The following is a 25,496-nucleotide window of genomic DNA, read 5'->3' on the forward strand; positions in this document are numbered from 1 at the left end:
ATAGATGCTTGCAAAAGCATATGTCAGTTGCATTCGGCGGGCGCTCCTGTTCGCCATCAAAAGCCGGCCGACGCAAGCGCGGACCTGTAGATCTCCAAGTCGGACTGGGAAAAGCAGCAGAAGGTGACCGATTGAACAGTGCAGCCGGCTTCAAGCACCTGCCGGACCGTCGACACCGCAACAGCCGCAGCCTCTTCGATGGGGTAGCCGAAGATGCCCGTGCTGATGCTTGGAAACGCCAGCGATGACACGCCCGCGGCGGCCGCCACCTCCAGCGACCGCTGGTAGCAGGATACGAGCAGCGCCGACTCGCCATGCGCACCGCCACGCCACACCGGTCCGACGGTGTGAATGATGAATCTGGCGGGCAACCGATAGCCTTTGGTCAGCTTGGCTTCGCCCGTCTTGCAGCCCCCGAGCAGACGGCATTCATGCACCAGCTCAGGCCCCGCTGCACGGTGGATCGCACCGTCCACTCCGCCACCACCGAGGAGCGACGAATTGGCCGCGTTGACGATGGCGTCGACGTGCAGCTTGGAGATATCGCCCTGGATGGCGCTCAGAAGCATTTCGATCGGCAATGGTTGGATCCCATCAGGAGTTGCAAACGACTTCAGAGACTTCAGTCCCCGTTGGCTGGAACGAAACCCAACAGTGGCAGTTGTGCAAACGAATCAGCACCTTCGATTCCTCCACCACATCCGCCCGGATACCCTTCTCTGCCGAGGCGCCTGCCCGTTGCATGAGGTCAGGAAATAAAGTGCCTCGTTCAATTCGCTGGCAAAACAGCCTAGTTTCTTTGATCGTGGACGCGGAAGGGCCTGGCGACACGACAAGAAGCACCACCCCAAACAAGGCCACCACTGGGACGGCGATCACCGTGAATGTCTTCCGTTTGAAACGTTCTTTCATGCGGGAGACAGTGTATCCAGCGGATGTCTGAGGCGTCACTCAACCTGCGACTCATGACCTAAGATGCCCACCATGCTTCCGCGCCCCTCCGCCCCTTCGCTACACACCCTGCTGCTACAGGGCCGGGGCAGGACCGCGCGCCCTTGGCCTGCTGACGCAGGCCGCTGATCCCCCTGCCCCGTTAGACCACCGGCCGCTCCCGCAGCAGCCGGCAGGGATGTGACGCGCGAAACCCACCGCTCTCACACCCTCTGCGTCAACGAATATGAACGATCACCAAAACCTTCGCGAACCGGTGGCCCTGGCCGCCCTCTGGGCCGACACACATGCGGCCGGCTTCACCATGGCCTCCGAGCCGCTCACGGGCAGCCTGCTGCGCACGCTGGCGGGCAGCAAGCCGGGCGGGCAGTTGCTGGAAATCGGTACCGGCACCGGCCTGTCCACCGCCTGGCTGCTGGACGGCATGGACGCCCGCGCCACGCTCACCACGGTGGACAACGACGACGCCGTGCTGGACATCGCGCGCCGCCACCTGGGCCACGACCCGCGCCTGTCGGTGGTGTGCGCCGATGGTGACGCGTGGCTGGACACGCTGGCGCCCGGCACGTTCGATCTGATCTTTGCCGATTCGTGGCCGGGCAAGTACCGGCGCCTGCCCGAAACCCTGGCGCTGCTGCGCCCGGGCGGCCTCTATGTGGTGGACGACATGCTGCCGCAGCCCAACTGGCCAGAAGGCCATGAGCTCAAGGCCGCGGCCCTGCTGGAGACCTTGACCACCCTGCCCGGCTTCAGCACCACGGTGCTGTCCTGGGTCACAGGCATGGTGCTGGTCAGTCGAACGGACTGACCGACGCCGCCTATTGCGGCCGCGCGTCAGCGGTGATCGAGGGCCTACCCAAGCGGGAAGGACGCGCCGGGAGCCGTGTCACCCGCGAGATGGGTTTCAAGGCCATCCAGGGCACTCCGTATCGCCCGGCTCACGCCCGGGTCCGCCAGCATGGCCTCCTCGGTGGTGCAGGCACCAAGAAGCGCCAGGGTGGGCGACGCCGAGGGAACGACCGTCGCGGACATGGTCTGCAGCACCTCCCGCAGCGCCTCGTCCGCGTGGCGGGCCCGTGGTGAGGCATTGAAGAGCGCGACCGGCTTGCCCACCGTGCCTTCGAAGCTGACCAGCCAGTCGAGGGCGTTCTTCATCGGCCCAGCGATGCCGTGGGCGTACTCGGGGCTGGCAATGAGCAGCGCGTGCGCGCGCGCGACGGCGGCGCGCAATGCCTGCACCGGCCATGGTGGGTCCGCTTCAAGGTCCGGGTTGAACAGCGGAAGGTCGCCTAGCCCTGGAAATACGGTCACGCGCAGGCCGCCGGGTGCGAGTCGCACCGCAGCCCGGCACAGCGCCGCGTTGATCGACGCTGCACGCAGACTGCCTGCGAGGGCCAGCACCTCGAAGGTCATCGGACGCGCTCAGCCCGCCTGCTCGCCCAGCAGGAAATCCGTCTTGCCCAGATCCACGCCGTTGTGGCGCAGCAGCGCATAGGCGGTGGTGACGTGGAAGAACAGGTTGGGGATCGACCAGTGCTTGAGGTAGGCCTCGCCCTTCATGGTGCGGGTCTTGTCGCGGCCGACAGGAAAGGTGATGTCGGCCTCTTCGCGACCGTCGATGGACGCGGCCGACACAGTGGCCAGCCAGTCCAGCGTCTTGGCGATGCGGGCCTGCAGTTCGGCGAAGGTGGTTTCGTTGTCTTCAAACTTCGGCGCCTCGATGCCGGCCAGGCGCGCGGTGCCGTTCTTGGCGGCGTCGCAGGCGATGCGGATCTGCGACGCAAACGGCAGCATGTCGGGCGCCAGCCGCATCGTGACGAACACATTGGGATCGAACTTGCGCGCGGCCGCGTTGGCTTCCGCCTTCTTCAGGCAGTGCAGCAGGTTGGACAGGGCGGTCTTGAAAACGGGCAGGCTGGCGGATGAGAGGGTGATGGGCATGGGGAACTCGGGGCGGGCAGTGGTGGAGGTCTCGCATGCTACGCCAGGCCCCGCGCCCCCGGGGTTCGCCCTCAGGCCGCGCGGTCTGAGACGATCGGGCCGACTTGCTGGACGGCCACCGCTGTATCTAGCCACTCGCCGCCGTCCAGGGTCTGCCAGTCGCTGGTCAGCAGGTCCATCAGCGCATGGTCCAAGGTGTCCAGGTCAATGTCCAGAGGCTCCATCAGGTCCTGAGGCTGGACAAGAGAAGTACCGCGGTTCATCTGGGTCCTCCGATCTGATCCACGGCTGCCCGCCGGACAGGACGAACAGCGCAACGATCACCGGGAAGTGTTCAGCAAATCGGGCACGCCCAACGTATCAAACGGTGTCAACATGTGCACGACCGGAACGGCCACGGGGCAATCCGATCTGGGCCACCCAGCGACATCGACGGGCAGCACATGCAGGCGCGCAGCCAGACTGCACCTCGCCGCGTTCCAGCGCGGCCCTTCACCGCTTCACGGCTTGAGCTTTTCCAGCGCCGCGTAGTCCACCTTGCCCAGCGCGTCGACGCACTGCGCCTCGGTCGCTTCGATGCAGTTGACGTTGACCATCCAGCGACCGGCGACCTGGGTTTCGATGAGCATGCTTTTGGCGGTGGTGCTGGTGAGCAGAAAGCGCCGGCCGCCCTGCACCAGGCTCTTCTGGGTCTCGTTCTTGACGTCCTTCTTCAGGTAGTCGGCGCCGTAGGCATACATGCCGGCGCCGGAAGCGCCCTCGTCACCGAGACGCACCACCAGCTCCAGCCGTCCTGAGCCGCTGGCTTTGTAGTGCGCTTCGGCCGTGCTGCTCTTGAAGCCACCCATGTTCTTGCGCTCTGCCTCCACGTTGCGCCGCTCCACGCCCGACCAGGCGGCGGGCAGCAGGGCCTTGAGGCGCGCCGGATCGATCGGCTGCGCAGGGTCATCGGCCCAGGCGGACGGCACAAGCACGAGGGACGCAAGAGACAACGCGAGGGATCGGACCGGGGACATGAAAGCTCCTTGAGGGTGGGTACGGATGGTGGCGGATGCTAGGTCGGCGTTACATTCGACACATCCTTCACATGAATGAAAGGCGCTGGCGCATGAGCACCTCGGTGGAGGACACCCTGCTGCTGCAAACCTACGATGCGGTGGGCGATCCCGCGCGCTGGGACGCGCTGCTGGGGCGCTGGGCCACCGCGCTGCAGGCCGATTCGGGCCTGCTGTTCACCCCGGGCGACCAGTTCAGCCACCAGCCGATGCACGGCCACCGCTACGACTTCGAGACCGCGCAGGCCTACGGCGAGTACTACCACCTGCACGACGTGTGGACCCACAACGGGCGCGACCAGGGCCTGTTCGAATCCGGCCACGTGGGTTGTGGCGAGATGCTGGCCCCGCAGCGGCGCCTGCGCCAATCGCTGTTCTACAACGACTTCCTGCGCCGCATGGGGCAGGAGTGGCTGCTGTGCACCGTGCTGTTCAACCACGGCAATTCGGTCGCCGTGCCCGAGACCGTGCTTTCGTTCTACCGTGGCCCGCAGCGGCGGGCGTTCGGCCGCGGCGCCATGGCGACGCTGCAAAGGGCTGTGCCGCACCTGCAGCGCAGCCTCAAGCTGCACCACGAGTTGCTGCGCGCGCGCGCCGACCGGTCGCTGTTCGAGTCGGGCCTGGACCAGATCGGCATCGGCATGCTGCTGCTGGGCGCGGACGGCCGCGTGACCTTCGCCAACCGGCGTGCCGAAGCGCTGCTGCAGCCCGCTGCGTCGCCGCAGCCCCCGCTACTGCCGGTCTTGCAGCAACTGGACCGTCAGGCCCGCCAGGGCCGCTACACCGGGCAACGGGTCGCCACGGCGCAAGGGCCGGTCTATGCGATGGCCACACCCAACAACCGCCTGGCCGCCAGCACCACCCACGTTCGCGGGCACGGCGCCGTGATCTGGCTGATCGATGCACAGCGCCAGGGCGGCGGCGCGGTCGCACTGGCGGCCAGCCTCTTTGGACTGACGCGGGCCGAACAGAAGGTGCTGTCGCTGCTGATGGAAGACCACACGCCCAAAGAAATCGCGCACGCGCTGGAGGTCGGGGTGCCCACGGTGCGCTCGCAGCTGTCGTCGCTGCTGCAGAAGACCGGTGTGCGCCGGCAGCAGGAACTGCTGCGGCTCATGGCGGCGTTTCCCCAGGGCTGAGCTCCGCGGCCGCGCGGGCCCTCTCCTTCAAAGCCCCAATTCACAGATCTCATTCACATGAAGGATGCTGCTCGCAGAGGCGGTGTCTAGCATCGCCGGCATGTCATCCCCTTCGATCCGCTGTCCCGCTCTTCCGACCATCCTCGCCACACCAGCGCGCTGGAAAATGCTCTGGTGCGCCCTGGCGCTCGGTGCCCTCACGGCGTGTGGCGGCGGTGAGGTCAGCGACAAGGCCGCTGCGGAACCAGCGGCCACGACCACCATCACCACCAAGAGCGCCGAGGTGCCGGTCACCAAGAGTGCGGCCTCGCGCGTGCCGGTCTACCGCTTCTTCAACACCCTGACCAGCGCGCACTTCTTCACCACCAGCGAGGCCGAAAAGGCCAGCGTGCAGGCCACCAAACCCTACATGACCTACGAAGGCCCGGCCTTCTACGCCAGCAGCACCGCCATCGCAGGCCTCAGCCCCGTGTACCGCCTCTACAACACGGCCACGGGCGTGCACTTCTACACCATCAGCGACGCCGAGAAGAACAGCATCGTCGCCACCCAGCCGCAGTTCACCTTCGAAGGCATCGCCTACTACGCCAGCACCCTCAGCGGCACCGGCTACACGCCGCTCTACCGCTTCTTCTACACGGCCAAGGGCTTTCACTTCTATTCCAACAGCACCGCCGAGCGCGACAGCATCATCGCCACGCTGCCGCAATACAGCTACGAGGGCATCGGCTACTACGTGCTGGGCAGCGACTGGCAGACACCGGCCGTGCCTCACACCGGCATCACCGGTGCGCAGTGTTGGGGCGGCAATTTGATCCTGGGCAGCTGCGGCACCACCGGCGCGATCAACCTCAACCCGCTGCAGGACGGCCACCGCGCAGCCTTCAACCCGATGAGCTACAGCAGCGTCACCTCCGGTGCCACCACCTATCCCAACACCAGCTGCGTGAAGGACAATGTGACCGGCCTCATCTGGGAAGGCAAGGAGAGTGCTGCGCTGGCCCTTCGCTACGGCTACAAGCTCTACACGAATCAGGGCGGCAACAGCAGCAGCACCGACGCCAGCGCCTATGTCGTCGCCGTCAACGCCTTCAAGATCTGCGGGTTCAACGACTGGCGCCTGCCCAACGTCGAAGAGCTTCAGGGGCTGGTGGATTACGGTCGCGCGGTGGGCGCCCGGTACAACACCGCGGTGTTCCCGAACTCCCTGGGGACTTACTACTGGACCAACACGCCGAACGCGAACCCCGCCCTGGCTGCGGAGGCGTGGGTGGTCAACTTCTACAACGGCACAGTTTTTCGTGCGCTCCGCTCAGATACCCACTATGTCCGCCTCGTCAGAGGCGCTGCGTGGACCGGGCAACGCCATCTCATCACGACCCAGCCCTACCCCGGCGACAGCGCCAACAACGCAGTCATCGATCGCAAGACGGGCCTGACCTGGCGGCGTTGCCAGCAAGGGCGGACCTGGAACGGCAGCACCTGCACCGGCACGGCCAGCAGCTTCTTTCTGGAGGCCGCCCTGAGCCATGCCAGAACCCAGACCGGCTGGCGCATGCCCAACGTCAAGGAGTTGAACAGCATCACCGACTATTCCAGGTACGCGCCCGCGCTGGACACCACGCTCTTTCCGGGCGACAACGGTCTCAACGGTTCATCCACGCCCTGGCTGGACGACAGCTCCTACAGCTTCTACGTCCAGTCGATCGACGGCTACGTCGGATTCGGTGGTGGCACCTCCACGCTGCGGCTGGTGGCGAACAGTCCCTGACCGCCACCCCCGGCGGTTCAACCCGCTGCCTGGCCCAGGTGCGCCACCGCCAGCGCCACGTACCAGTCCAGGCAGGCCGGATTGGCCATGGCCTCGCGGTTGATCACTTTCTCCAGCGGCTGGCCGAGCATGAGCTTCTTGATCGGCAGTTCCTGCTTCTTGCCCGAGAGCGTGCGCGGAATTTCGGTGACCTGAAAAACCTCGTTGGGCAAGAACCGCGGTGAAAGCGCGGTGCGGATCGCCTCGCTGATCTTCGCCTTCATCGGATCGTCGAGCGTGAGGCCCGGACGCAGCACGACGAACAGCGGCATGTAGCTCTCGCGGCCCAGGTATTCGAGGTCGACCACCATCGAGTCCATCACCTCGGGCAGGGCCTCGACCGCGCTGTAGAGCTCGCTGGTGCCCATGCGCAGGCCGTGGCGGTTGATGGTGGCGTCAGAGCGGCCATAGATCACGCAGGAGCCGTCGGGATGGATGCGCAGCCAGTCGCCGTGGCGCCAGACGGCGCCGGAGTCCTTGTCCAGATCACCGCCACCGGGCTTGCGGCCATGACCGGGCGGGTACATGTCGAAGTAGCTGCCGAGCAGTCGCTCGTGGTTTCTGTCGCCGATGAAGTACAGCGGCATGGACGGGATCGGCTGCGCGCAGACCAGCTCGCCCACCGCGTCGATCACCGGCCGGCCCTGCTCGTCCCAGGACTCAACCGCGCAGCCCATGAGGCGGCATTGCATGCGGCCGGGCGTCTGTGGCAGATCCCTGTTTCCGCCAATGAAGGCTCCCGCGAAATCCGTTCCGCCAGAAATGTTGCACCACCAGATGTCTTTCTGGATGTCGGTTCGGGCGATGGCCGCGAACTGCGCCGTGCCCCAGCGCTGCGCGTCTTCCGACAGCGGTGAGCCGGTGGTGCCGAGCGCGCGCACGGCCGACAGATCACCACAGGTCGAGAGGTCCACGCCCGACTTCAAACAGTTCGCAAAGAACGCCGCACCCGCGCCGAAAAAGGTGACGCCTTCGCGCGCCGCGAAGCGCCAGAGCACGGTCCAGTCGGGCCGCTCCTTGCTGCCGCCGGGGTTGCCGTCGTAGATCACGCTGGTGGTGCCATTGAGCAGGCCGCTGGTCTGCGCGTTCCACATCACCCAGCCGGTCGAGCTGTACCAGTGGAACCGTTCGCCGAAGCTGTTGGGCGCATAGCTGCAGCCCACGTCGTTGTGAAGGATCTTGAGCGCCAGCGCGACGATCACGGTGCCGCCGTGGCCGTGCACGATGGGCTTGGGCAGGCCGGTGGTGCCGCTGCTGTAGACGACCCACAGCGGGTGGTCGAAGGGCAGCCACATCGGTTCGAAGGCCCGCACGGGGGCGTCGTGGCGGGCGATCGCCGTGCTGAAGGCGGCGCAGGGTTGCGCGGTCTCCAGCGCACGGTCCACATCTGCCGGGTCCTGCGCGAGGTTGGCGTGCAGCACCACGTGGCGCACCGTCGGCAGCGCCGCGCGCAACTCGGCCACCACGCCCAGTCGGTCGAAGTCCTTGCCGCCGTAGGTCACGCCGTCGCAGGCAATCAGCACCACCGGCTCGATCTGCCGGAAGCGGTCGAGCACCGCATTGGTCCCCATGTCGGGCGCGCACACGCTCCAGACCGCGCCGATGCTGACCACCGCGAGAAACGCGACCATGGTCTCGGGAATGTTGGGCAAATAGGCCGCGACGCGGTCACCGGGTTGCACGCCCTGCGCCTGCAGGTGCAGCGCGAGCGAGGCCACCTGCCGCCGCAGCTCGGGCCAGGACAGCTCGCGCCGCTGGCCCTTCTCGTTGTCCGAGATCACCGCCGACAGGCCCGCCGCATGCGCCGCGTCGACGTGGCGGAACACCTGGTGCGCGTAGTTGGCCTGGGCGCCGGGAAACCAGCGCGCGCCCGGCATCACGTTGCGCTCCAGCACCGCCGTGTGCGGCGTCGGCGAGCGCAGGTCGAAGTAGGTCCAGATGCTCTGCCAGAACGCGTCGAGATCGGAGACCGACCAGCGCCAGAGCGCGTCGTAGCTGTCGAACTGCAGCCCGTGCCGATCGGCCAGCCACTGCTGGTACAGGCGGATCTGGGGCGTGAAGGGGGGATGTTGTTCTGTCATGTCTTGTCTCCTGCGGCGCAGCGTAGCAGCGCTCCCGCGCCTGCGCCTATCGCGCAGTTGTCAGCGGGGCCCGCACAAGGGTTTGCACGGATGTTCAAGTTTTTTGTACAACCGTTCAATACCGCTCCATGGTCACCAGCGCCTCCCGCCCCCGCTCCGTCAAGGCTTCGCCGCGCGCGGCATCACGCCCCGACCGCCAGCAGGCCATCCTGCTGGCGGCCGAAAAGCTCTTCTCACAGCACGGCTACCACGGCGTGACGATCCGGCAGATCGCCGAAGAAGCCGGCGTGCCGCTGGCGCTGGTGGGCTACTACTACGGCCCCAAACACGAGCTGTTCCACGCCATCTTTGCGCACTGGAACCAGACCATCGAGGAACGCCTGGCAGCGCTGGACGCCGCGGCGGTGGACCCGAAGGACCCACAGACGCTGACCCGCATCATCGAAGCCTTCGTCAAGCCGGTGATCCGCCTGCGGCACAGCGAAGAGGGCTTCTATTACGCGCAACTGGTCGGCCGCGAGCTGGCCTACGGCAGCGCCGAGGCAGACCGCGTGCTGCGCGAATTCTTCGACCCGATGGCGCATCGTTTCATCGCGGCCATGCACGCCGCCCTGCCCCACGCCAGCCTGGGCGACGTGGCCTGGGGCTACCAGTTCGCGCTCGGCGCCCTGCTGCACCACCTGGTCGACGACCGGGTGGTGCGGCTCTCGCAGAACCAAAGCCGGGCCGGCGACCCCGAGGCCTCGGACCGGCTCGTGCGATTCATCGTGGGCGGTCTGCGCGCCGCCCTGCCCGCTCCCGCCCCGACCAGAAAACCAGCCACCCCATCCCGAAGGAGACAAGCATGAAACGACGCACCGCCCTGGCCGCACTGGCCGCCATTCCCGCCGCCGCCAGCCTGCCCGCCCTGGGCCAGTCGATGCCCAAGGTGGTGTTCGGCTACACCGCCGTGACCGACTTCGCGTCGGTGTTCGTCGCCATCGAGCAGGGCTTCTTCCAGAAGCGCGGGCTGGAGGTCGAGGCCAAGTTCATCCCGATCAACTCCACCATTCCCGCCGCCGTGCAGGCCGACTCGCTGCAGATCGGCGGCCCCACGCCCAGCGTGTTCCTGCAGTCGGTCGACGGCGGGCTGGACCACGTGGTGGTGGCCGGCGGTGGCGCCACCTCCAAGACCATCACCGGCTTCGGTCTGGTGGCCAAGGCGGGCAGCGGCATCCGCACCGCGCAGGACTGCGTGGGCAAGAAGATCGGCGTGCCGGGCCTGGGCGCCTTCCTGCACGTGACCTTCCGCGCCTGGCTCAAGACGCAGGGCGTGGACTTCAAGAAAGTCAACTTCGTCGAGGCTTCGTTCCCGCAGCACGGCGACCTGTTGCGCGGCGGCTCGGTCGACGCGGTCGTCAGCGCCGACCCGTTCATGAGCCGCATCACCGATTCGGGCGCGGGCTACGTGGCCAGCTACTACTCGACCTTCCTGCCCGAAAACCAGCCGACCATCATCCACACCGCGCGGCGGGACTGGGCCGAGAAGAACCCCGGCGCGGTCAAGGCCTTCCGCGACGGCGTGCAGGAGGGCGCGGCCTTCATGCTGCAGCCCAAGAACAACGACGCCGTGCGCGCGGCCATCGCCAAATACATCAAGCTGCCGCCCGAAGTGCTGGCCAAGGTGCAGATCTCGCCGCCCTCGCCCATCGTCACCGAGAAGCAGCTGAACTACTGGGTCGGCCTGATGAAGGACCAGGAGATGCTCAAGACCACCCCCAACGTGGCCAAGCTGATCGTGAAGTGAGGCCCGGGTGTCGGAAACCGTTCTGCATTTCGACCGCGTCGCCATCACCCTCGGCGGTCGCGAAATCCTCTCTCCGACCGAGCTGAGCGTGCGGCGTGGCGAGTTCGTCTGTGTCATCGGGCCCTCGGGCTGCGGCAAGACCACGCTGCTGCGCGCCGCGGCCGGTTTCGTGGCGCCCAGCCGCGGCGCCGTGCTGCGCCAGGGCAAGCCCATCACCGGACCAAGCCGGGAGGTCGCCTTCGTGTTCCAGGACTACGGCCGCGCGCTGCTGCCCTGGCGCACGGTGGCGGCCAACGTGAGCCTGGCGCTGGAAGCGGCGAAGGTGCCCGAGGCCGAGCGGCCCGCGCGCATCGCGAAGGTGCTGGACACCGTGGGCCTCGGCGCGCACGCCAGCAAGTACCCGGCCCAGCTCTCCGGCGGCATGCAGCAGCGGGTGCAGATCGCGCGCTGCCTGGCGCAGCGCCCCGACGTGATGATGATGGACGAGCCCTTCGGTGCGCTGGACGCGATGACCCGCGAGACGCTGCAGGACGAGCTGGCGCGGCTGGTGCGCGAAGAAGGGCTGACGGTCATGTTCGTCACCCACGACCTGGAAGAGGCGCTGTACCTGGGCGACCGCGTGATCGCGCTGCGCAGCAACCCGACCCCGGAGCGCCCCAGCCTGGCCGCCGTGATCGACGTGCCGCTGCCGCAGCCGCGCGACCAGATCGGCACCAAGGAACACCCGGAGTTCCTGCGCCTGCGGCGCGAGCTGTATCACTACCTGGGGCATCACTGAGATGGCCTTCTCCCTCAAACCACTGGTGTTCCCGGCCGTGCTGCTGGGCGCGCTGGAGCTGTGGACGCGCACGGTCGGCCAGGGCAGCGACGCGATCGCGCCGCCCACCGCCGCGCTCAAGGCGCTGGCCGGTGCGGCCACCGACGGTTCGCTATGGAGCGCGACCGCCTTCACGCTGGGCAGCGCGGCGCTGGGCCTGCTGATCGGCGCGCTCGCCGGCCTGGTGCTGGGCACGCTGCTGGGCCTGTCGCGCCGGGCGGCGCGGGCGGCCTATCTGAGCGTGGAAGTCGCGCGGCCCATTCCCTCGGTCGCGCTGATTCCGCTGGCGATGCTGGTGTTCGGCTTCGGCCTGCGCATGGAGGTCAGCGTGGTCGCGTTTGCCTGCCTCTGGCCCATGCTGGTGCTGACGCAGGCGGCGGTGCAGCAGGTCGAACCGCGGCTGCTGGAGGTGGCGCAGGCGCTGCAGCTCTCGCCACTGCAGCGCTTCGTCTGGATCATCGGCCCGGCCATCGTGCCGCGCCTGTTCGTGGCGCTGCGCCTGGGTGTGGCGATCGCGCTGGTGGTGGCGGTCACGGTCGAGATCGCGGCCAACCCCAACGGCATGGGCTACGCGATGATGATCGCGCAACAGAGCCTGGACCCGGCGCTGATGCTGGGCTGGCTGGCCTGGATCGGCGTGGTCGGCTACGCCATCAACGCCGGCGCGTCGGCACTGCAGCAGCATGTGGCGCGCCGCATGGGGGAACTGGCCGCATGAACAACACGCTCCGCCGCATCGACGCCGCCACCGGCGCGCTGTCTTCGTTGTCCCTGCTGGCCGCGTGCATCGCCCTGTGGTGGTTCGCCAGCAGCAGCGGCTGGGTCAACCGCGCCTTCCTGCCCTCGCCAGCCGACACCGCCGCCAGCCTGGTGGCGGGCCTGGCCGGTGGCGACCTGCTGGGCTACACCGGCGCCACGCTGGGCCGCATGCTGGCCGGCTGGGTGCTGGCCAGCGCGCTCGGCATCGCCCTGGGTGCGCTGATTGGCAGCTCGCAAAGGGCCCGCACCTGGATCGCGCCCACGCTGGAATTCATTCGCCCGCTGCCGGCCTCGGCCGTGATGCCGCTGGCGATCGCGCTGTTCGGCCTGTCGGGCGGCATGGTGCTGGCGGTGGTCGCTTTTGGCTCCATGTGGCCGGTGCTGCTGGCCACGCTGCACGGCCTGGCCGCCGTGCACCCGCGGCTGCGCGAAGTGGCGCAGGCGCTGCAGATGAGTCGCCTGTCTTTCATCGCGCAGATCGGCCTGCCCAACGCGATGCCCGACATCCTCTCGGGCATGCGGCTGTCGATGACGGTCTCGCTGATCGTCTCGGTGGTCGGCGAAATGATCGCCTCGCAGAACGGCCTGGGCCAGGCCATCCTGCTGGCCGCCCGCTCGTTCCAGGCCAGCGAGCTGTTCGCCGGCATCGTGCTGCTGGGCGCCATCGGTTTCGCCACCAACGCCGTGCTCGCCCTGGCCGAACGCCGCCTGCTGCGCTGGCAGCGCCCCTGACCATCCCACCCGATTCCAAGGAGACCACCATGACCCGCCAATTCGTCGACCTGTCGATCTTTCTCGAAAACGACGTCATCTCCGACCCGCCGGCCTTTGCGCCCAAGATCCAGTACTTCGACCACAAGAACTCGTTCGAACAGATGGCGCCGTTCTTTCCTGGTCTCAAGCAGGAAGACCTGCCCGACGGCGACGTGTGGGCGGTGGAGATGATCCAGCTCTCGACCCACAACGGCACCCACCTGGACGCGCCGTACCACTTCCACAGCACCATGGACAAGGCGCTGGGCGAGAAGAAGAAGGCCTGGACCATCGACGAGGTGCCGCTGGAGTGGTGCTTCCAGCCCGGCGTCAAACTCGACTTTCGCCACATGGCCGACGGCTACGTGGTCACCGCCGCCGACGTCGAGGCCGAGCTGGCACGCATCGGCCACACGCTTTCGCCGCTGGAGATCGTGGTCGTCAACACCCGCGCGGGCAGCCGCTACGGCCACAACGACTTCGTCAGCGCAGGCTGCGGCATGGGCTACGACGCCACCATGTACCTGCTCGAACGCGGAGTGCGCCTGACCGGCACCGACGCCTGGAGCTGGGACGCGCCCTTTGTCTACACCGCGCAGAAATACGCCGCCACGCAGGACGCCAGCCTGATCTGGGAGGGCCACAAGGCCGGCCGCGACATCGGCTACTGCCACCTGGAGAAGCTGCACAACCTCGAAGCCCTGCCTTCCTCGGGCTTCTACATCTCCTGCTTCCCGCACAAGATCCGCGGGGCCTCGGCCGGCTGGACACGCGCGGTCGCCATTTTTGATGATTCGCTCATGGCCTCGAAGTGACCGGACCCCACACCATGGAACTGAACCACACCCACGACGCCAGCGTGAAAAGCTGGCTGGCCTCGGCCAACGAAGCCGGCGCCGACTTCCCGATCCAGAACCTGCCCTTTGGCGTGTTCCGCCGCCGGGGCTCCGGCGAGGCTTTCCGCGGCGGTGTCGCCATCGGTGACCAGATCATCGATCTGGCGGCCGCGGCCTCGGCCGGGCTGTTCGAGGGATTGCCGCAGGTGGCCGCGCAGGCCGGCGGCGCGCCAGTGCTCAACGACCTGCTCGCCATGGGTCCGGTGGCCTGGCGCGCGCTGCGCCATGCGCTGTTCGCCGCGCTGCGCCACGACGCCGATGCTCGGACTGTCGGCACGCTGCACGGCTGCATGGTGGCGCAGATCGAGGCCGAACACGCGGTGCCTACGCGCGTGGCCAACTACACCGACTTCTACACCTCGATCCACCACGCCCGCAACGTCGGCCGCGTGATCCGGCCTGACGATCCGCTCACGCCCAACTTCCAGTGGCTGCCCATCGCGTACCACGGCCGCGCGTCCAGCGTGGTGGTCAGTGGCACGCCGTTCCACCGTCCGATGGGCCAGGCCATGCCGCCGGGCGCCAAGGCTCCGGTCTACGGGCCTTGCGCGCGGCTGGACTTCGAGCTGGAGATGGGCTTCTACATCGGCCCGGGCAACGCCATGGGCGAACCGATCCCGCTGGCGAAGGCCGAGGACCACATCTTCGGCATGTGCCTGCTCAACGACTGGTCGGCGCGCGACCACCAGTTCTGGGAGATGGCGCCACTGGGCCCCTTCCTGGGCAAGAACTTCTGCACCAGCGTCTCGCCCTGGATCGTGACCATGGAAGCGCTGGCGCCCTACCGCGTGCCCTTCGCCCACCCGGCCGACGAGCCGCAGCCGCTGGCCTATCTGGACGCGCCCGCCAACCGCGAGCACGGCGGCGTGGACGTGCAACTTGAAGTGCTGCTGGAGACCGGTACCCACCGTGCCCGGGGCGTGGCGCCCGACCGGCTCTCGGCCACGAGCTTTCGCCACCAGTACTGGACCATCGCGCAGATGGTCACCCAGCACACGGTCGGCGGCTGCAACCTCACGACCGGCGACCTGCTGGGCACGGGCACGATCTCGGGCCCGACCCCGCCCGAGGCCGGCGCCATCGTCGAACTGAGCCGGGGCGGCACAGTGGCCATCGATCTGCCCGGCACCGGTGAGCAGCGCCGCTTCCTGGAAGACGGCGACAACGTCATCCTGCACGGCTGGTGCGAGAAGCCCGGCGCCGCGCGCATCGGCTTCGGCCGCTGCAGCGGGCAGGTGCAGCCGGCAATCGCCGGCTGAGACCGGCACCGCCGCGCTGTCCCGCACCGGATTGGTGCGGGCATCGAAACACGCGCAGAATGCCGGCCCATCACACCCACAAGAAGGAGTCGACATGGGCCTGCTCAGCTGGACCGAAAAACCATCCTCCACCCTCGCCAACGGCGGCGTCATCGGACCCGATGAACGCCTGCCCTGGCCGCAGACCGCCGTGATGGGCGTGCAGCACCTGATCGCCATGTTCGGCGCCACGGTGCTCGCCCCCATCCTCATGGGCTTCGACCCCAACGTCGCCATCCTCATGAGCGGCGTCGGCACCCTGATCTTCTTCCTCATCACCGGCGGCAAGGTGCCCAGCTACCTCGGCTCCAGCTTCGCCTTCATCGGCGTGGTGATCGCGGCCAGCGGCTACGCCGGCCAGGGCCCGAACGCCAACATCGGCGTTGCGCTGGGCGGGATCATTGCCTGCGGCATCGTCTACACCGTGATCGGCGCCATCGTGCAGGTGATCGGCACCGGCTGGATCGAGCGCTTCATGCCGCCGGTGGTCACCGGCGCGGTGGTCGCGGTAATCGGCCTGAACCTGGCCGGCATCCCGATCAAGAACATGGCGCCGACCGACTTCGACAAGTGGATGCAGGGCATCACCTTCGTCTGCGTCGCGCTGGTGGCGGTGTTCAGCAGCGGCATGGTGCAGCGACTGCTGATCCTGGTCGGCCTGATCGTCGCCAGCATCGTCTACGCCGTGCTGACCAACGGCCTGGGTTTCGGCAAGCCACTGGACCTGTCCGGCATCGCCAGCGCCGCCTGGTTCGGGGCGCCGAACTTCAGCTCGCCGGTGTTCAGCGGCAGCGCGATGCTGCTGATCGCGCCGGTCGCTATCATTCTGGTGGCCGAGAACCTGGGCCACATCAAGGCCGTGACCGCCATGACCGGCAAGAACCTCGATCAGTACATGGGCCGCGCCTTCATCGGTGACGGCGTCGCCACCATCGTGGCCGGCAGTGCGGGCGGCACCGGCGTGACCACCTACGCCGAGAACATCGGCGTCATGGCCGCCACCAAGATCTATTCCACCGCCGTGTTCCTGGTGGCGGGCCTGATGGCCGTGCTGCTCGGTTTCAGCCCCAAGTTCGGTGCGCTGATCCAGGCGATTCCGCTGGCCGTGATGGGCGGCGTGTCCATCGTGGTGTTCGGCCTGATCGCCGTGGCCGGCGCCAAGATCTGGGTCGACAACAAGGTCGATTTCTCCGACAACCGCAACCTGCTGGTCGCGGCCATCACCCTGGTGCTGGGCACCGGCGACTACACGCTCAAGTTCGGCGGCTTTGCGCTCGGTGGCATCGGTACCGCGACCTTTGGCGCGATCCTGCTGTGGGCGCTGATCGGCCGCAAGAAGGCCTGAACACCATGGCGGGCATCTGGAAGAAGCCCATCTCCTGCGAGATCCTCACGGCGGTCAGCAAAGGCACTGCCAACGAGCATCTGGGCATCGAGTTCATGGAAGTCGGCGACGACTTCATCGTCGGACGCGTTCCGGTGGACGCGCGCACGCGCCAGCCTTACGGCCTGCTGCACGGCGGCGTGAGCGTGGCGCTGGCCGAGACGCTGGGAAGCTGTGGCGCGGCGTACAGCTGCCCTCCCGACCACCGCGCCGTCGGGCTGGACATCAACGCCAACCACCTCAAGGGCACGACCAGCGGCTGGGTCACCGGCACCGCACGGCCGGTGCACATCGGCCGCACCACCCAGGTCTGGCAGATCGACATGAAGAACGAAGAAGGCGAGCTGACCTGCGTATCGCGCATCACGATGGCGGTCCTGGCGCCGCGGTAGTTGCCGCTGCGGTTGCTGCCGAACGACAGGCACGGCAATAGCGCACGGTTTGTGCGGACGAGATCGGAGTCGACGGTCCCTGCGGGCGGGGCGCCCCTAAGCTGGCGCGGCCCCGCTCCGACAACCGACCTCTGCCCCACCATGCTTCGACGCACCTTCGCCCAACGGCTCCTGCTTCCCGTCCTCACCGCCACCCTGCTGGCCGCCTGCCAGACCACGCCCGCCCCCGCGCCTTACCGCGGCCCGGTGCTGCCGATCCAGCAGGCCGAACGCGGCGTGGAAATCTTCCTGCCCAGCGCGGCGCTGTTCGAGACCGGCAAGAGCGCGCTCAACGCCTCCGAGGCCGGCCCCTACCTGGACCGCATCGCGCAACTGGTGACGACCAAGAGCGACAAGGCGATTGCGCTCGAAGGCCATGCCGACAACACCGGCGCGGCCGAGATGAACCAGAAGCTGTCCGACGAACGTGCGGCCGAGATCGGCAAGGCGCTGGTCGCGCGCGGTGTGCCCGCAGCGCGCATCAAGTCCGCCGGCTTCGCCGCGCGCCGCCCGGTGGCTTCGAACACCACCGACGAAGGCCGTCGCCTGAACCGCCGCGTCGAGGTGGTGCTGCTGGAAGAAAAGATCGAGAACATCACCAAGGGTGAGCCCGCCGGTGCGTTCGCCTCGGCCTGGGACCAGCTCAAGGCGCTGATCGACCAGGGTCTGGTCAAGCCGGTGGAGAAATGAGCATGGACATGCAACGCAGACATTGGCTGGCGCTGGGCGCCGGTCTCGCGGGTTCGGGTCTTGTGCGCGCACAGGCCGGCGGCAAGCCTGCGGCGGCCGCCCGGCCCGTCGCTGGCAAGACCATCGGCATCGCGCTGGGCGGTGGCTCGGCGCGCGGCTTCGCGCACATCGGCGTGCTGCAGGCGCTGGACGAAGCGAAGATTCCCGTGAGCATCGTCGCGGGCACCAGCGCGGGTTCGCTGGTCGGCGCGTTCTACGCCGCGGGCTTCTCGCCCTGGAAGATGCAGGAGGTTGCGCTCAAGGTGAAAGACATCGACGTCGCCGACCTGTCCTCGGGCAACAAGCGCGGGATGATGGGCGGCGCGGCGCTCAAGCGCCTGGTCAACGGCTTCCTGGAGAACATGCCGATCGAGAAGATGCCGCGCCGCTTCGCGGCCGTGGCGACCGATCTGGCGACCGGCGAAAAGGTGGCGATCCAGCGCGGCGACACCGGTGCGGCGGTGGTCGCGTCGTGTTCGATCCCCGGCGTGTTCATTCCGGCCACCTTCGAGGGACGCGAGCTGGTCGACGGCGGGCTGACCAGCCCGGTGCCGGTGGCCGTGGCACGACAGCTGGGTGCCGACCTGGTGATCGCCGTCGACGTGGGCGGCAGGCCGACCACCAAGCCGCGCAGCGGTCTCTACGAAATCATCCTGCAGTCGTTCGAGATCATGGGCCGTTCGCTGGCCCAGCTCGAAGGCAAGACCGCGAACGTCCTGATCCAGCCGCGCACCGACGAGTTCGACAGCTCGGACTTTTCGGCACGCAAGGAAATGATCGAGGCCGGCTACGCCGCCGGCCAGGCCGCCATCCCCGAACTGCGCCGCAAGCTTGGGCTGAGCTGAAGGAGCGAGAGGGCCCGGAATTCAGCGCAGGGCCGCCCCAAGCTGAATTCGCGCCCCCTCGGGGGGCAGCGACCCGCGCAGCGGCGGAGCGTGGGGGCCATGTACCTTCAGTCGATTTTTACGTACTCGTAATCGACGGGCTGCTGGTTGATGCCCATGCGGGGAGGCGCGATCCAGCTGGCGTACTGGCCGGGTTCGTGGTGGGCCTTCATCAGCGAATGGATGAACGTCAGGTCGCTGTCGTTGGGCAGCCACTCTTCGCAGCGTGCGGCCCAGACTTCTTCGCTCAGCACTTCGCCTGTGGGGCTGATGCGGTGCCCGGCGAACTCGCCGATCCTGCGGTTGAAGCCCTTGTGCGGCTGCGCGATCTTGAAGTCAATGCCGGCCTTCTCGATCGTCTTGTTCCAGCGGTCGATGCCGCCCTGGCAGTCGGCGATATAGTCATCGAGCAGGCGGCTGTTGATGGCGCGCAGCGCGGGCACGTCTTCCCACACCAGCCCTCCGATCACCACGCGCTGCACCGGGTAGGTGGCGTCCTGCAGCTGGTGGTCGTCGCCTTCGAGCCTGGCCTCGTTGAAACGGCCTTTCAGCCCGGTGTTGAACGCGTCGGCGCCGTTGGAGCTGATCTCGCTGCCGAACAGGTCGCGCGTCACGCTCATGTGGAAGTTGGCCTTGCGCTGCAGCAGCGGCAGGTCGACCACGCCGAGCTTGCGGATGGCTTCGGTGTCGTAGGGGTCGGTGATGCCGGCCTTGTTCATCGCGGCGCAGGTGGCCTCGACCGTGCGGCCGACGCCGGTCTCGCCGACGAACAGGTGGTGCGCCTCTTCGGTCAGCATGAAGCGGCAGGAGCGCGAGAGCGGGTCGAAGCCCGATTCGGCCAGCGCGGCCAGCTGCATCTTGCCGTCGCGGTCGGTGAAGTAGGTGAACATGAAGAAGCTCAGCCAGTCGGGGGTCTTCTCGTTGAAGGCGCCCAGGATGCGCGGGTTGTCCTGGTGGCCGCTGCGGCGCTCCAGCAGGGCCTGGGCCTCTTCGCGGCCGTCCTTGCCGAAGTACTTGACCAGCAGGTAGACCATGGCCCACAGGTGGCGGCCTTCCTCGACGTTGACCTGGAACAGGTTGCGCATGTCGTACAGGCTGGGCGCGGTGGCGCCGAGCCAGCGCTGCTGCTCGACCGAGGCCGGCTCGGTGTCGCCCTGCACCACGATCAGGCGCTTGAGCAGCGCGCGGTATTCACCGGGCACCTCCTGCCAGGCCGGCTCGCCCTTGTGCTTGCCGTGCGGAATGGTGCGGCCCTCAACCTTGGGCGCCAGCAGGATGCCCCAGCGGTAGTCGGGCATCTTCACGTAGCCGAACTTGGCCCAGCCGGCCGGGTCCACGCCCACAGCGGTGCGCAGGTAGACCTCGGCGTTCTGGAAGCCCTCGGGGCCCATTTCCTTCCACCATTCCACGTAGTTGGGCTGCCAGCTCTCCAACGCGCGCTGCAGCTGGCGGTCGGACGACAGGTCGACGTTGTTGGGAATGCGGTCGTCGTAGTTGACCTCGACGAAGTTGTCGCTCTGGATCGATTCGCGGTCTTCGACCAGGCTGTCTGCGTTCAGTTGGCTCACGGCAGTCTCCTCGTTGAATGCACTTTAATGCATGTTGATGAACGGAAAAGTGCAGTATCGTGCCTGTGTTTGGCCGCCCATTTGCGCCAGATCAAATCCTGGCCAGACCGGATTCAGGGTTGACCCTAGGGAGCCTTGAGCGGCCTAAGGGGTGCGCTCGCAATGGCCCTGCGACTGGGCCAGGCCGCGGAAGTCGCTGTGCCAGGAAGGCGCGGCGGCGTCGATCTGGATGCGTTCGTTGTCCACCGCGGTGAGGATCACCGTGCCTGTGACCGAGAAGCTGTAGACGCTGACGCCGTCGATGCGCACCGCCGTCACCTTGCGCTGGTCGTAGTCGATGTCGACCTGGCGGGTCCAGGTCGAGCGGGCCGGCAGGTACACCGCCTCGCACACCAGTCCGACGTGGCGACTGGCTGGCGCCGCCGCCTGCGCTGCACCGGCCAGCGCACACAGCAGCAGGGCCGGCAGCCGCAGGTTCACGAGGCGTCGCCCTGGGCCAGGCGCTCGCTCTTCCAGTACACGTCGTCGCCGCCGTGCATGCGGTTGAGCACGCGCGCGAGCACGAACATCAGGTCCGACAGGCGGTTGAGGTACTGGCGCGGGCCTTCCTTGATCGCCTCTTCGTTGCCCAGCGCGACCAGCGCGCGTTCGGCGCGGCGCGCCACGGTGCGGCAGACGTGGGCCAGCGAGGCCGCCCGGTTGCCGGCCGGCAGGATGAATTCCTGCAGCCGCGGCAGCTGCGCGTTGTAGCGCTCCAGCGCGTCGTCGAGCGCCGCCACCGCCTCAGGCTTGAGCAGCTCGTAGCCGGGAATCGAGAGTTCACCACCGAGGTTGAACAGCTGGTGCTGGATTTCGACCAGCAGGCTGCGCACGTCGGCCGGCATCTCTTCGCACAGCAGCACGCCGATCTGCGAATTGAGTTCGTCGACATCGCCCATCGCGTGCACGCGCAGGCTGTTCTTGGACACGCGGCTGTTGTCTCCGAGGCCGGTGGTGCCGGCGTCGCCGGTGCGGGTCGCGATCTGTGTAAGGCGGTTGCCCATGAAGTCTCCTGCGGGGGCGGCGCATCCGGTCGCGCGCCGCGAGCTGGCATTGTCCGTGAAAGCCGGTCCGCGGGCGGCAAAGACCCGGATGTAAGGGAACACAGGCAAATGTGTCTCAGGCAAGCAGAAGGTGCGTGAGGAAACAGCCGGCAAAAGCGCTGGCCTCGGGGCGCGATCGACGTTGCAATGGCGGTCCTTTCAACACCACAGGAGTTCCTGATGACCCAACGCCACTCACGCATCACCGCCTTTGAAACCCGCAGCCTCATGCTGATCGCCAGCGTCACCCTGGGTGTGGCCGGCAGCGCCTACGCCCAGAGCACCGCAGCCCCGGCCGCGCCCGCCGGCGACGCCGAAGTCACCGCCGCCTTCGTGAAGGCTGACAAGAACGGCGACGGCAAGCTGACCCGCGAAGAAGCGGCCGCCCTGCCGGCCGTCGCGGTCAGCTTCGACCGCATCGACGCCGACAAGGACGGCGCCGTCAGCAGCGCGGAGTTCGCCAAGGCGATGAAGATGTGATGCCCGTGGTGGGGGCAGTCGCCGCGGTGGCCCCACCGTGGCGGCACCCGGTCTACACTGCCGGATCACCCCGCCCGCGGCCAGGCGCCGCGGCGCAGAACGATCCAGGAGACCGTCCATGAACGCCCCCACCGAACACCACCACCTCGCACCCGCGCTGCAGCTGCGCGAGGTTCCCGCGGCCCTGATCGACGCCCTGCAGCAGCGCTTCGGCGCGCAGTGTTCCACCGCGCTGGCGGTGCGCGAACACCACGGCCGCGACGAATCGATTTTCAGCGTGCCACCACCGTCCGCCGTGGTGTTTGCGCAGTCCACGCAAGACGTGGCCGATGCGGTCAAGCTCGCCGCGCAATACAAGGTTCCCGTCATCCCGTTCGGCGTCGGTTCTTCGCTCGAAGGCCACCTGCTGGCCGTGCAAGGCGGCATCAGTATCGACGTCAGCCGCATGGACCAGGTGCTGTCCATCAACGCCGAGGACCTCACGGTCACCGTGCAGCCCGGCATCACCCGCATGGGCGTGAACAATGCTGTGAAAAGCGAAGGCCTGTTCTTCCCGATCGACCCGGGCGCCGACGCTTCCATCGGCGGCATGGCCGCCACGCGGGCCAGCGGCACCAACGCCGTGCGCTACGGCACCATGCGCGAGAACGTGCTGGCGCTCGAAGTGGTGACGGCCAAAGGGGAAGTGATCCGCACCGGCACGCGCGCCAAGAAGAGCAGCGCCGGCTACGACCTGACGCGCCTGATGGTGGGCAGCGAAGGCACGCTGGGCGTCATCACCGAAGTGACGCTCAAGCTGTATCCGCTGCCCGAGGCGATCTCGGCCGCGACCTGCTCGTTCCCCACGATTGAAGCGGCCGTGCGCACCGTGATCCAGGTGATCCAGCTGGGCGTGCCGATCGCGCGATGCGAGCTGATCGACGCCAACACCGTGCGCATGGTGAATGCACACAGCAAGCTGGGCCTGCGCGAAGAACACATGCTGCTGATGGAGTTCCACGGCTCGCCCGCGAGCGTGAAGGAACAGGCCGAGACGGTGCAGGAAATCGCCGGCGAATTCGGCGGCAACGCGTTTGAATGGGCGACCACGCCCGAAGAGCGCACCCGCCTGTGGACCGCGCGGCACAACGCGTATTTCGCGGCCATCCAGAGCAAGCCCGGCTGCCGCGCCATCAGCACCGACACCTGCGTGCCGATCAGCAAGCTGGCCGATTGCCTGCTCGACTCGGTGGCCGAGGCAGACGCCAGCGGCATCCCCTACTTCCTGGTCGGCCACGTGGGCGACGGCAACTTCCACTTCGGTTACCTGATCGACCCGGCCAAGCCGGAAGAGCACCGCGTCTCCGAAGCGCTCAACCAGACCCTGGTGGCGCGCGCGCTCAAACTCGGCGGCACCTGCACCGGCGAACACGGCGTCGGTCTGCACAAGATGGACTTCCTGCGCACCGAGGCCGGCGACGGCGCGGTCGACATGATGCGCACCATCAAGCGCGCCCTCGACCCGGACAACATCCTCAACCCGGGCAAGATCTTCGCGATCTGAGCGAATACCGCGCCTCACACGGCGCAACCGTGGAAGCCTCGGCGTCCCTCCGATGAGGCATGTCCCATTACTTTCGGGACATGTGTCAATTTGTTAGTCCCTCCATAGTTCGGCTTCGTCGGAACCTGGCGGGACGCCGACGCTTTCCCTGCACCTCCCGCTGCACCCGAGGAGGGGATGATGGACACATTGACAAGAACAAGCGCTGTGGCTGCGGCCCGTCCGGCACTGGCCTGGCTGCTCTGCCTGGGCCTGGCTGCCTGCGGCGGTGGCCGCGAAGAGACTGGAGGCGCGTCCTCGACCGCCACCGCCCGCGTCGGCACCGAAGGCGTTGTCTTCGAACAAGCCTCCAGCGCACCGCCCGCATGGCTCAACGCCAAGTCGCTGGAAGACGCCGAAGTCCAGGCCAAGGCCACCTCCGCCGAGTCCGCTCCGCTGGAGAAGCTGGCGGCCGGGCAGATCGCTGCATGGGACGACTACGCCAGCGGCAACGTGGCCCGCAAGTCGGCCGCTGTGCGCATCCCTGTCTACCGCTTCTACAACCGCACCACGGGCGCGCACTTCTACACCACCAATGAGACCGAGAAGGCCAACATCCTGGCCACCATGCCCAACTTCAACTACGACGGGCCAGCCTACGAAGCCGCCAGTGAAACGGCACCGGGCCTGAGCCCTGTCTACCGCTTCTACAACACCCAGAACGGGGTGCACTTCTACACCATCAGTGAGGCCGAGAAGACCACGATCCTGGCCAGCTATCCGCAGTTCGTTCTGGAAGGTCCCGCCTACTACGCCAGCCAGGTGTCCGGTCAGGGCCTCACGCCGCTCTACCGCTTCTACGTGCCCTCCAAGGGCTACCACTTCTACACCGCCAGCTCTGCCGAACGCGACACCATCCAGTCCACCCTCAGCGGCACCTACAGCTACGAGGGCATCGGCTACTACGTGCCGTCGAGCTCCTGGAACGCCGACAAGCTGCCGCACACCGGCATTGGCACCAACCAATGCTACGGGCGCAACATCGTGACCGGCACCGATTTCTTCGGCACCTGCAGCCTGATCGCCATCTTCTCGTCGCTGTACTCGCAGCAGGACTCGGCGCGCACCACCCACAACCCGATGAGCTATGGCTCGGTGTTCCGCCGTGTGGGTTTGTTCTTCATCACCGAGCCCAAGACCAACTGCGTCTACGACCAGGTCACCGGCCTGTACTGGGAAGGCAAGACCGACGACGGCGGTGTGCGCGACAAGGACAACCTCTACAGCAACCAGGGCGGTGGCGCAGCCACGGACGCCAGCGGCTATGTCGCGGCCGTGAATGGCAGCAGCCTGTGCGGCTTCACCGACTGGCGCATGCCCACGGCACTCGAACTCATGACGCTCAACCACTATGGCCGGACCGACGCCGCCCCCTATGTCGACCCGACCTGGTTCCCCAATACCCTGAGCACCCCCTACTACTGGACGGGCGAAGCGACCAGCGGCGGCGGATACTGGACGGTCACGCACGGCACGGGGCGCTACGAGGGCGTCATGACGGGCGACAGTCTCCGTGCAGTCCGGCTGGTGCGCGGCAGCATGGGAAGCGTTGCCGGTGGCCGATACACGTATTCGACCATCGCCTACGGCACCGACGGCACCAACAATGTGGTCAACGACAAACTGACCGGCCTGCAGTGGCGCCGCTGCCTCGAAGGCCAGACCTGGAGCGGGTACCTCTGCTCCGGCACTCCCACCACCTACACCCACCGCGCTGCACTGGTCTACAGCAATGCGTCCGGCCTGCCGGCCTCCGGCTGGCGACTGCCCAACGTCAAGGAAGGATCAAGCCTCTTCAACAAGGCCGCTACCGCCGCGCCGTTCATCAACAGCAGCGCGTTTCCCGGCGCAGCCAGCAACAACCTGTGGACGACAACGGCCGACGCCGTGGACGGCCTGAACAACGCTTACATCATCAGCATGACGAGCGGGTGGATGGATATTTCCGGCCGAAGCAACACGCACTCCATCCGCCTTGTGCGCTAGCCCCGAGACAGTGACTTTTGGCACTGGCGGCCGGTGACCGGACGCCGGACAGTGCTTACCCGGTGTTCCGCTGCCTTGCCTGGC

General features: G+C 67.3%; 27 protein-coding genes. 17 read left to right on the plus strand and 10 right to left on the minus strand.

Features of this window, described 5'->3' with window-relative positions:
- Positions 1-56: 56 nt before the first annotated feature.
- Entirely contained in the window at positions 57-569 is a 513-nt protein-coding gene (locus ACLIJ1_RS17370) for an O-acetyl-ADP-ribose deacetylase (protein ID WP_411366792.1), read from the minus strand.
- A 25-nt stretch (positions 570-594) separates the two neighbouring features.
- Positions 595-912, minus strand: coding sequence for a hypothetical protein (locus tag ACLIJ1_RS17375; protein ID WP_411366793.1), 318 nt, complete (start codon positions 910-912; stop codon positions 595-597).
- 265 nt (positions 913-1,177) lie between these two features.
- On the opposite strand from ACLIJ1_RS17375, the gene ACLIJ1_RS17380 reads away from it, so the two are divergent.
- Positions 1,178-1,759, plus strand: a complete 582-nt coding sequence (locus ACLIJ1_RS17380) for an O-methyltransferase (RefSeq protein ID WP_411366794.1) — start codon at positions 1,178-1,180, stop codon at positions 1,757-1,759.
- Between the two features lie 44 nt (positions 1,760-1,803).
- On the opposite strand, the gene ACLIJ1_RS17385 is transcribed toward ACLIJ1_RS17380, so the two are convergent.
- The 4 genes from ACLIJ1_RS17385 to ACLIJ1_RS17400 all read right to left on the minus strand — a co-directional run bounded on the left by ACLIJ1_RS17385 (position 1,804) and on the right by ACLIJ1_RS17400 (position 3,908).
- Positions 1,804-2,364, minus strand: coding sequence for an NADPH-dependent FMN reductase (locus ACLIJ1_RS17385; protein WP_411366795.1), 561 nt, complete (start codon positions 2,362-2,364; stop codon positions 1,804-1,806).
- A 9-nt stretch (positions 2,365-2,373) separates the two neighbouring features.
- Positions 2,374-2,892: a DUF1993 family protein gene (locus tag ACLIJ1_RS17390; RefSeq protein WP_411366796.1), complete on the minus strand. Its 519-nt coding sequence runs from the start codon at positions 2,890-2,892 to the stop codon at positions 2,374-2,376.
- A gap of 71 nt (positions 2,893-2,963) precedes the next feature.
- Positions 2,964-3,155: a hypothetical protein gene (locus tag ACLIJ1_RS17395; RefSeq protein ID WP_411366797.1), complete on the minus strand. Its 192-nt coding sequence runs from the start codon at positions 3,153-3,155 to the stop codon at positions 2,964-2,966.
- Between the two features lie 237 nt (positions 3,156-3,392).
- Positions 3,393-3,908 (minus strand): hypothetical protein, encoded by a 516-nt coding sequence (locus ACLIJ1_RS17400; protein ID WP_411366798.1) that lies wholly within the window; start codon positions 3,906-3,908, stop codon positions 3,393-3,395.
- A 71-nt stretch (positions 3,909-3,979) separates the two neighbouring features.
- Here ACLIJ1_RS17400 and ACLIJ1_RS17405 point away from each other — a divergent pair, with 71 nt between their 5' ends.
- Both ACLIJ1_RS17405 and ACLIJ1_RS17410 read left to right on the plus strand, forming a co-directional pair.
- Positions 3,980-5,086, plus strand: coding sequence for a helix-turn-helix transcriptional regulator (locus ACLIJ1_RS17405; protein ID WP_411366799.1), 1,107 nt, complete (start codon positions 3,980-3,982; stop codon positions 5,084-5,086).
- A 100-nt stretch (positions 5,087-5,186) separates the two neighbouring features.
- Positions 5,187-6,857 (plus strand): DUF1566 domain-containing protein, encoded by a 1,671-nt coding sequence (locus ACLIJ1_RS17410; protein ID WP_411366800.1) that lies wholly within the window; start codon positions 5,187-5,189, stop codon positions 6,855-6,857.
- A 17-nt stretch (positions 6,858-6,874) separates the two neighbouring features.
- Here ACLIJ1_RS17410 and ACLIJ1_RS17415 read toward each other — a convergent pair whose 3' ends face one another.
- A complete protein-coding gene (locus ACLIJ1_RS17415; RefSeq protein WP_411366801.1) occupies positions 6,875-8,977 on the minus strand; it encodes an acetoacetate--CoA ligase in 2,103 nt (700 codons plus the stop codon).
- 128 nt (positions 8,978-9,105) lie between these two features.
- On the opposite strand from ACLIJ1_RS17415, the gene ACLIJ1_RS17420 reads away from it, so the two are divergent.
- The 11 genes from ACLIJ1_RS17420 (at position 9,106) to ACLIJ1_RS17470 (ending at position 18,675) form a co-directional block, all read left to right on the plus strand.
- Positions 9,106-9,825, plus strand: coding sequence for a TetR/AcrR family transcriptional regulator (locus ACLIJ1_RS17420; protein WP_411366802.1), 720 nt, complete (start codon positions 9,106-9,108; stop codon positions 9,823-9,825).
- Positions 9,822-10,763 (plus strand): ABC transporter substrate-binding protein, encoded by a 942-nt coding sequence (locus ACLIJ1_RS17425; RefSeq protein ID WP_411366803.1) that lies wholly within the window; start codon positions 9,822-9,824, stop codon positions 10,761-10,763. Before ACLIJ1_RS17420 ends, ACLIJ1_RS17425 begins: the two co-directional genes overlap by 4 nt.
- A 7-nt stretch (positions 10,764-10,770) precedes the next feature.
- Positions 10,771-11,541, plus strand: coding sequence for an ABC transporter ATP-binding protein (locus tag ACLIJ1_RS17430; protein ID WP_411366804.1), 771 nt, complete (start codon positions 10,771-10,773; stop codon positions 11,539-11,541).
- A 1-nt stretch (position 11,542) separates the two neighbouring features.
- Positions 11,543-12,298, plus strand: a complete 756-nt coding sequence (locus ACLIJ1_RS17435; protein ID WP_411366805.1) for an ABC transporter permease — start codon at positions 11,543-11,545, stop codon at positions 12,296-12,298.
- Positions 12,295-13,071 carry an ABC transporter permease gene (locus tag ACLIJ1_RS17440; protein ID WP_411366806.1) on the plus strand — a complete coding sequence of 259 codons (777 nt, stop codon included), beginning with the start codon at positions 12,295-12,297 and terminating at the stop codon, positions 13,069-13,071. Before ACLIJ1_RS17435 ends, ACLIJ1_RS17440 begins: the two co-directional genes overlap by 4 nt.
- A gap of 29 nt (positions 13,072-13,100) precedes the next feature.
- Entirely contained in the window at positions 13,101-13,907 is an 807-nt protein-coding gene (locus tag ACLIJ1_RS17445; protein WP_411366807.1) for a cyclase family protein, read from the plus strand.
- 14 nt (positions 13,908-13,921) lie between these two features.
- The gene (gene fahA / locus ACLIJ1_RS17450; protein ID WP_411366808.1) at positions 13,922-15,247 is read left to right on the plus strand and encodes a fumarylacetoacetase; all 1,326 of its coding nucleotides are present in this window, start codon (positions 13,922-13,924) and stop codon (positions 15,245-15,247) included.
- Positions 15,248-15,341: 94 nt separating this feature from the next.
- Positions 15,342-16,631 (plus strand): solute carrier family 23 protein, encoded by a 1,290-nt coding sequence (locus ACLIJ1_RS17455; RefSeq protein WP_411366809.1) that lies wholly within the window; start codon positions 15,342-15,344, stop codon positions 16,629-16,631.
- 5 nt (positions 16,632-16,636) lie between these two features.
- Positions 16,637-17,062 (plus strand): hotdog fold thioesterase, encoded by a 426-nt coding sequence (locus ACLIJ1_RS17460; protein WP_411366810.1) that lies wholly within the window; start codon positions 16,637-16,639, stop codon positions 17,060-17,062.
- Between the two features lie 141 nt (positions 17,063-17,203).
- Positions 17,204-17,791 (plus strand): OmpA family protein, encoded by a 588-nt coding sequence (locus ACLIJ1_RS17465; RefSeq protein WP_411366811.1) that lies wholly within the window; start codon positions 17,204-17,206, stop codon positions 17,789-17,791.
- Between the two features lie 8 nt (positions 17,792-17,799).
- Entirely contained in the window at positions 17,800-18,675 is an 876-nt protein-coding gene (locus ACLIJ1_RS17470) for a patatin-like phospholipase family protein (protein ID WP_411366812.1), read from the plus strand.
- Positions 18,676-18,782: 107 nt separating this feature from the next.
- On the opposite strand, the gene boxB is transcribed toward ACLIJ1_RS17470, so the two are convergent.
- From boxB to ACLIJ1_RS17485, 3 genes are all read right to left on the minus strand, one after another.
- Positions 18,783-20,273 carry a benzoyl-CoA 2,3-epoxidase subunit BoxB gene (gene boxB / locus ACLIJ1_RS17475; protein ID WP_411367032.1) on the minus strand — a complete coding sequence of 497 codons (1,491 nt, stop codon included), beginning with the start codon at positions 20,271-20,273 and terminating at the stop codon, positions 18,783-18,785.
- A gap of 153 nt (positions 20,274-20,426) precedes the next feature.
- Positions 20,427-20,762, minus strand: a complete 336-nt coding sequence (locus ACLIJ1_RS17480; protein ID WP_411366813.1) for a hypothetical protein — start codon at positions 20,760-20,762, stop codon at positions 20,427-20,429.
- A complete protein-coding gene (locus ACLIJ1_RS17485) occupies positions 20,759-21,325 on the minus strand; it encodes a cob(I)yrinic acid a,c-diamide adenosyltransferase (RefSeq protein ID WP_411366814.1) in 567 nt (188 codons plus the stop codon). Before ACLIJ1_RS17485 ends, ACLIJ1_RS17480 begins: the two co-directional genes overlap by 4 nt.
- A 219-nt stretch (positions 21,326-21,544) precedes the next feature.
- Between ACLIJ1_RS17485 and ACLIJ1_RS17490 the strand changes: the two genes are divergently transcribed.
- From ACLIJ1_RS17490 to ACLIJ1_RS17500, 3 genes are all read left to right on the plus strand, one after another.
- Positions 21,545-21,844, plus strand: coding sequence for an EF-hand domain-containing protein (locus tag ACLIJ1_RS17490; protein ID WP_411366815.1), 300 nt, complete (start codon positions 21,545-21,547; stop codon positions 21,842-21,844).
- A gap of 118 nt (positions 21,845-21,962) precedes the next feature.
- Positions 21,963-23,387 (plus strand): FAD-binding oxidoreductase, encoded by a 1,425-nt coding sequence (locus ACLIJ1_RS17495; RefSeq protein WP_411366816.1) that lies wholly within the window; start codon positions 21,963-21,965, stop codon positions 23,385-23,387.
- Positions 23,388-23,567: 180 nt separating this feature from the next.
- A complete protein-coding gene (locus tag ACLIJ1_RS17500; protein ID WP_411366817.1) occupies positions 23,568-25,412 on the plus strand; it encodes a DUF1566 domain-containing protein in 1,845 nt (614 codons plus the stop codon).
- The last annotated feature ends 84 nt before the right edge of the window (positions 25,413-25,496 follow it).

Source organism: Hydrogenophaga sp. RWCD_12, from assembly GCF_046604225.1.
In the GTDB taxonomy this organism is placed as follows: domain Bacteria; phylum Pseudomonadota; class Gammaproteobacteria; order Burkholderiales; family Burkholderiaceae_C; genus Hydrogenophaga.

What these genes read in the sequence shown, in the direction of transcription:
- fahA (WP_411366808.1), top strand. Translation starts at nt 13,922, where the DNA reads ATGGAACTGAACCACACCCACGACGCCAGCGTGAAAAGCTGGCTGGCC.
- ACLIJ1_RS17385 (WP_411366795.1), bottom strand. Translation starts at nt 2,364, where the DNA reads ATGACCTTCGAGGTGCTGGCCCTCGCAGGCAGTCTGCGTGCAGCGTCG.
- ACLIJ1_RS17380 (WP_411366794.1), top strand. Translation starts at nt 1,178, where the DNA reads ATGAACGATCACCAAAACCTTCGCGAACCGGTGGCCCTGGCCGCCCTC.
- ACLIJ1_RS17460 (WP_411366810.1), top strand. Translation starts at nt 16,637, where the DNA reads ATGGCGGGCATCTGGAAGAAGCCCATCTCCTGCGAGATCCTCACGGCG.
- ACLIJ1_RS17415 (WP_411366801.1), bottom strand. Translation starts at nt 8,977, where the DNA reads ATGACAGAACAACATCCCCCCTTCACGCCCCAGATCCGCCTGTACCAG.
- ACLIJ1_RS17470 (WP_411366812.1), top strand. Translation starts at nt 17,800, where the DNA reads ATGCAACGCAGACATTGGCTGGCGCTGGGCGCCGGTCTCGCGGGTTCG.
- ACLIJ1_RS17405 (WP_411366799.1), top strand. Translation starts at nt 3,980, where the DNA reads ATGAATGAAAGGCGCTGGCGCATGAGCACCTCGGTGGAGGACACCCTG.
- ACLIJ1_RS17485 (WP_411366814.1), bottom strand. Translation starts at nt 21,325, where the DNA reads ATGGGCAACCGCCTTACACAGATCGCGACCCGCACCGGCGACGCCGGC.
- ACLIJ1_RS17435 (WP_411366805.1), top strand. Translation starts at nt 11,543, where the DNA reads ATGGCCTTCTCCCTCAAACCACTGGTGTTCCCGGCCGTGCTGCTGGGC.
- ACLIJ1_RS17375 (WP_411366793.1), bottom strand. Translation starts at nt 912, where the DNA reads ATGAAAGAACGTTTCAAACGGAAGACATTCACGGTGATCGCCGTCCCA.
- ACLIJ1_RS17445 (WP_411366807.1), top strand. Translation starts at nt 13,101, where the DNA reads ATGACCCGCCAATTCGTCGACCTGTCGATCTTTCTCGAAAACGACGTC.
- ACLIJ1_RS17455 (WP_411366809.1), top strand. Translation starts at nt 15,342, where the DNA reads ATGGGCCTGCTCAGCTGGACCGAAAAACCATCCTCCACCCTCGCCAAC.
- ACLIJ1_RS17400 (WP_411366798.1), bottom strand. Translation starts at nt 3,908, where the DNA reads ATGTCCCCGGTCCGATCCCTCGCGTTGTCTCTTGCGTCCCTCGTGCTT.
- ACLIJ1_RS17410 (WP_411366800.1), top strand. Translation starts at nt 5,187, where the DNA reads ATGTCATCCCCTTCGATCCGCTGTCCCGCTCTTCCGACCATCCTCGCC.
- ACLIJ1_RS17495 (WP_411366816.1), top strand. Translation starts at nt 21,963, where the DNA reads ATGAACGCCCCCACCGAACACCACCACCTCGCACCCGCGCTGCAGCTG.
- ACLIJ1_RS17370 (WP_411366792.1), bottom strand. Translation starts at nt 569, where the DNA reads ATGCTTCTGAGCGCCATCCAGGGCGATATCTCCAAGCTGCACGTCGAC.
- ACLIJ1_RS17395 (WP_411366797.1), bottom strand. Translation starts at nt 3,155, where the DNA reads ATGAACCGCGGTACTTCTCTTGTCCAGCCTCAGGACCTGATGGAGCCT.
- ACLIJ1_RS17500 (WP_411366817.1), top strand. Translation starts at nt 23,568, where the DNA reads ATGGACACATTGACAAGAACAAGCGCTGTGGCTGCGGCCCGTCCGGCA.
- ACLIJ1_RS17390 (WP_411366796.1), bottom strand. Translation starts at nt 2,892, where the DNA reads ATGCCCATCACCCTCTCATCCGCCAGCCTGCCCGTTTTCAAGACCGCC.
- ACLIJ1_RS17425 (WP_411366803.1), top strand. Translation starts at nt 9,822, where the DNA reads ATGAAACGACGCACCGCCCTGGCCGCACTGGCCGCCATTCCCGCCGCC.
- ACLIJ1_RS17440 (WP_411366806.1), top strand. Translation starts at nt 12,295, where the DNA reads ATGAACAACACGCTCCGCCGCATCGACGCCGCCACCGGCGCGCTGTCT.
- ACLIJ1_RS17465 (WP_411366811.1), top strand. Translation starts at nt 17,204, where the DNA reads ATGCTTCGACGCACCTTCGCCCAACGGCTCCTGCTTCCCGTCCTCACC.
- ACLIJ1_RS17490 (WP_411366815.1), top strand. Translation starts at nt 21,545, where the DNA reads ATGACCCAACGCCACTCACGCATCACCGCCTTTGAAACCCGCAGCCTC.
- ACLIJ1_RS17420 (WP_411366802.1), top strand. Translation starts at nt 9,106, where the DNA reads ATGGTCACCAGCGCCTCCCGCCCCCGCTCCGTCAAGGCTTCGCCGCGC.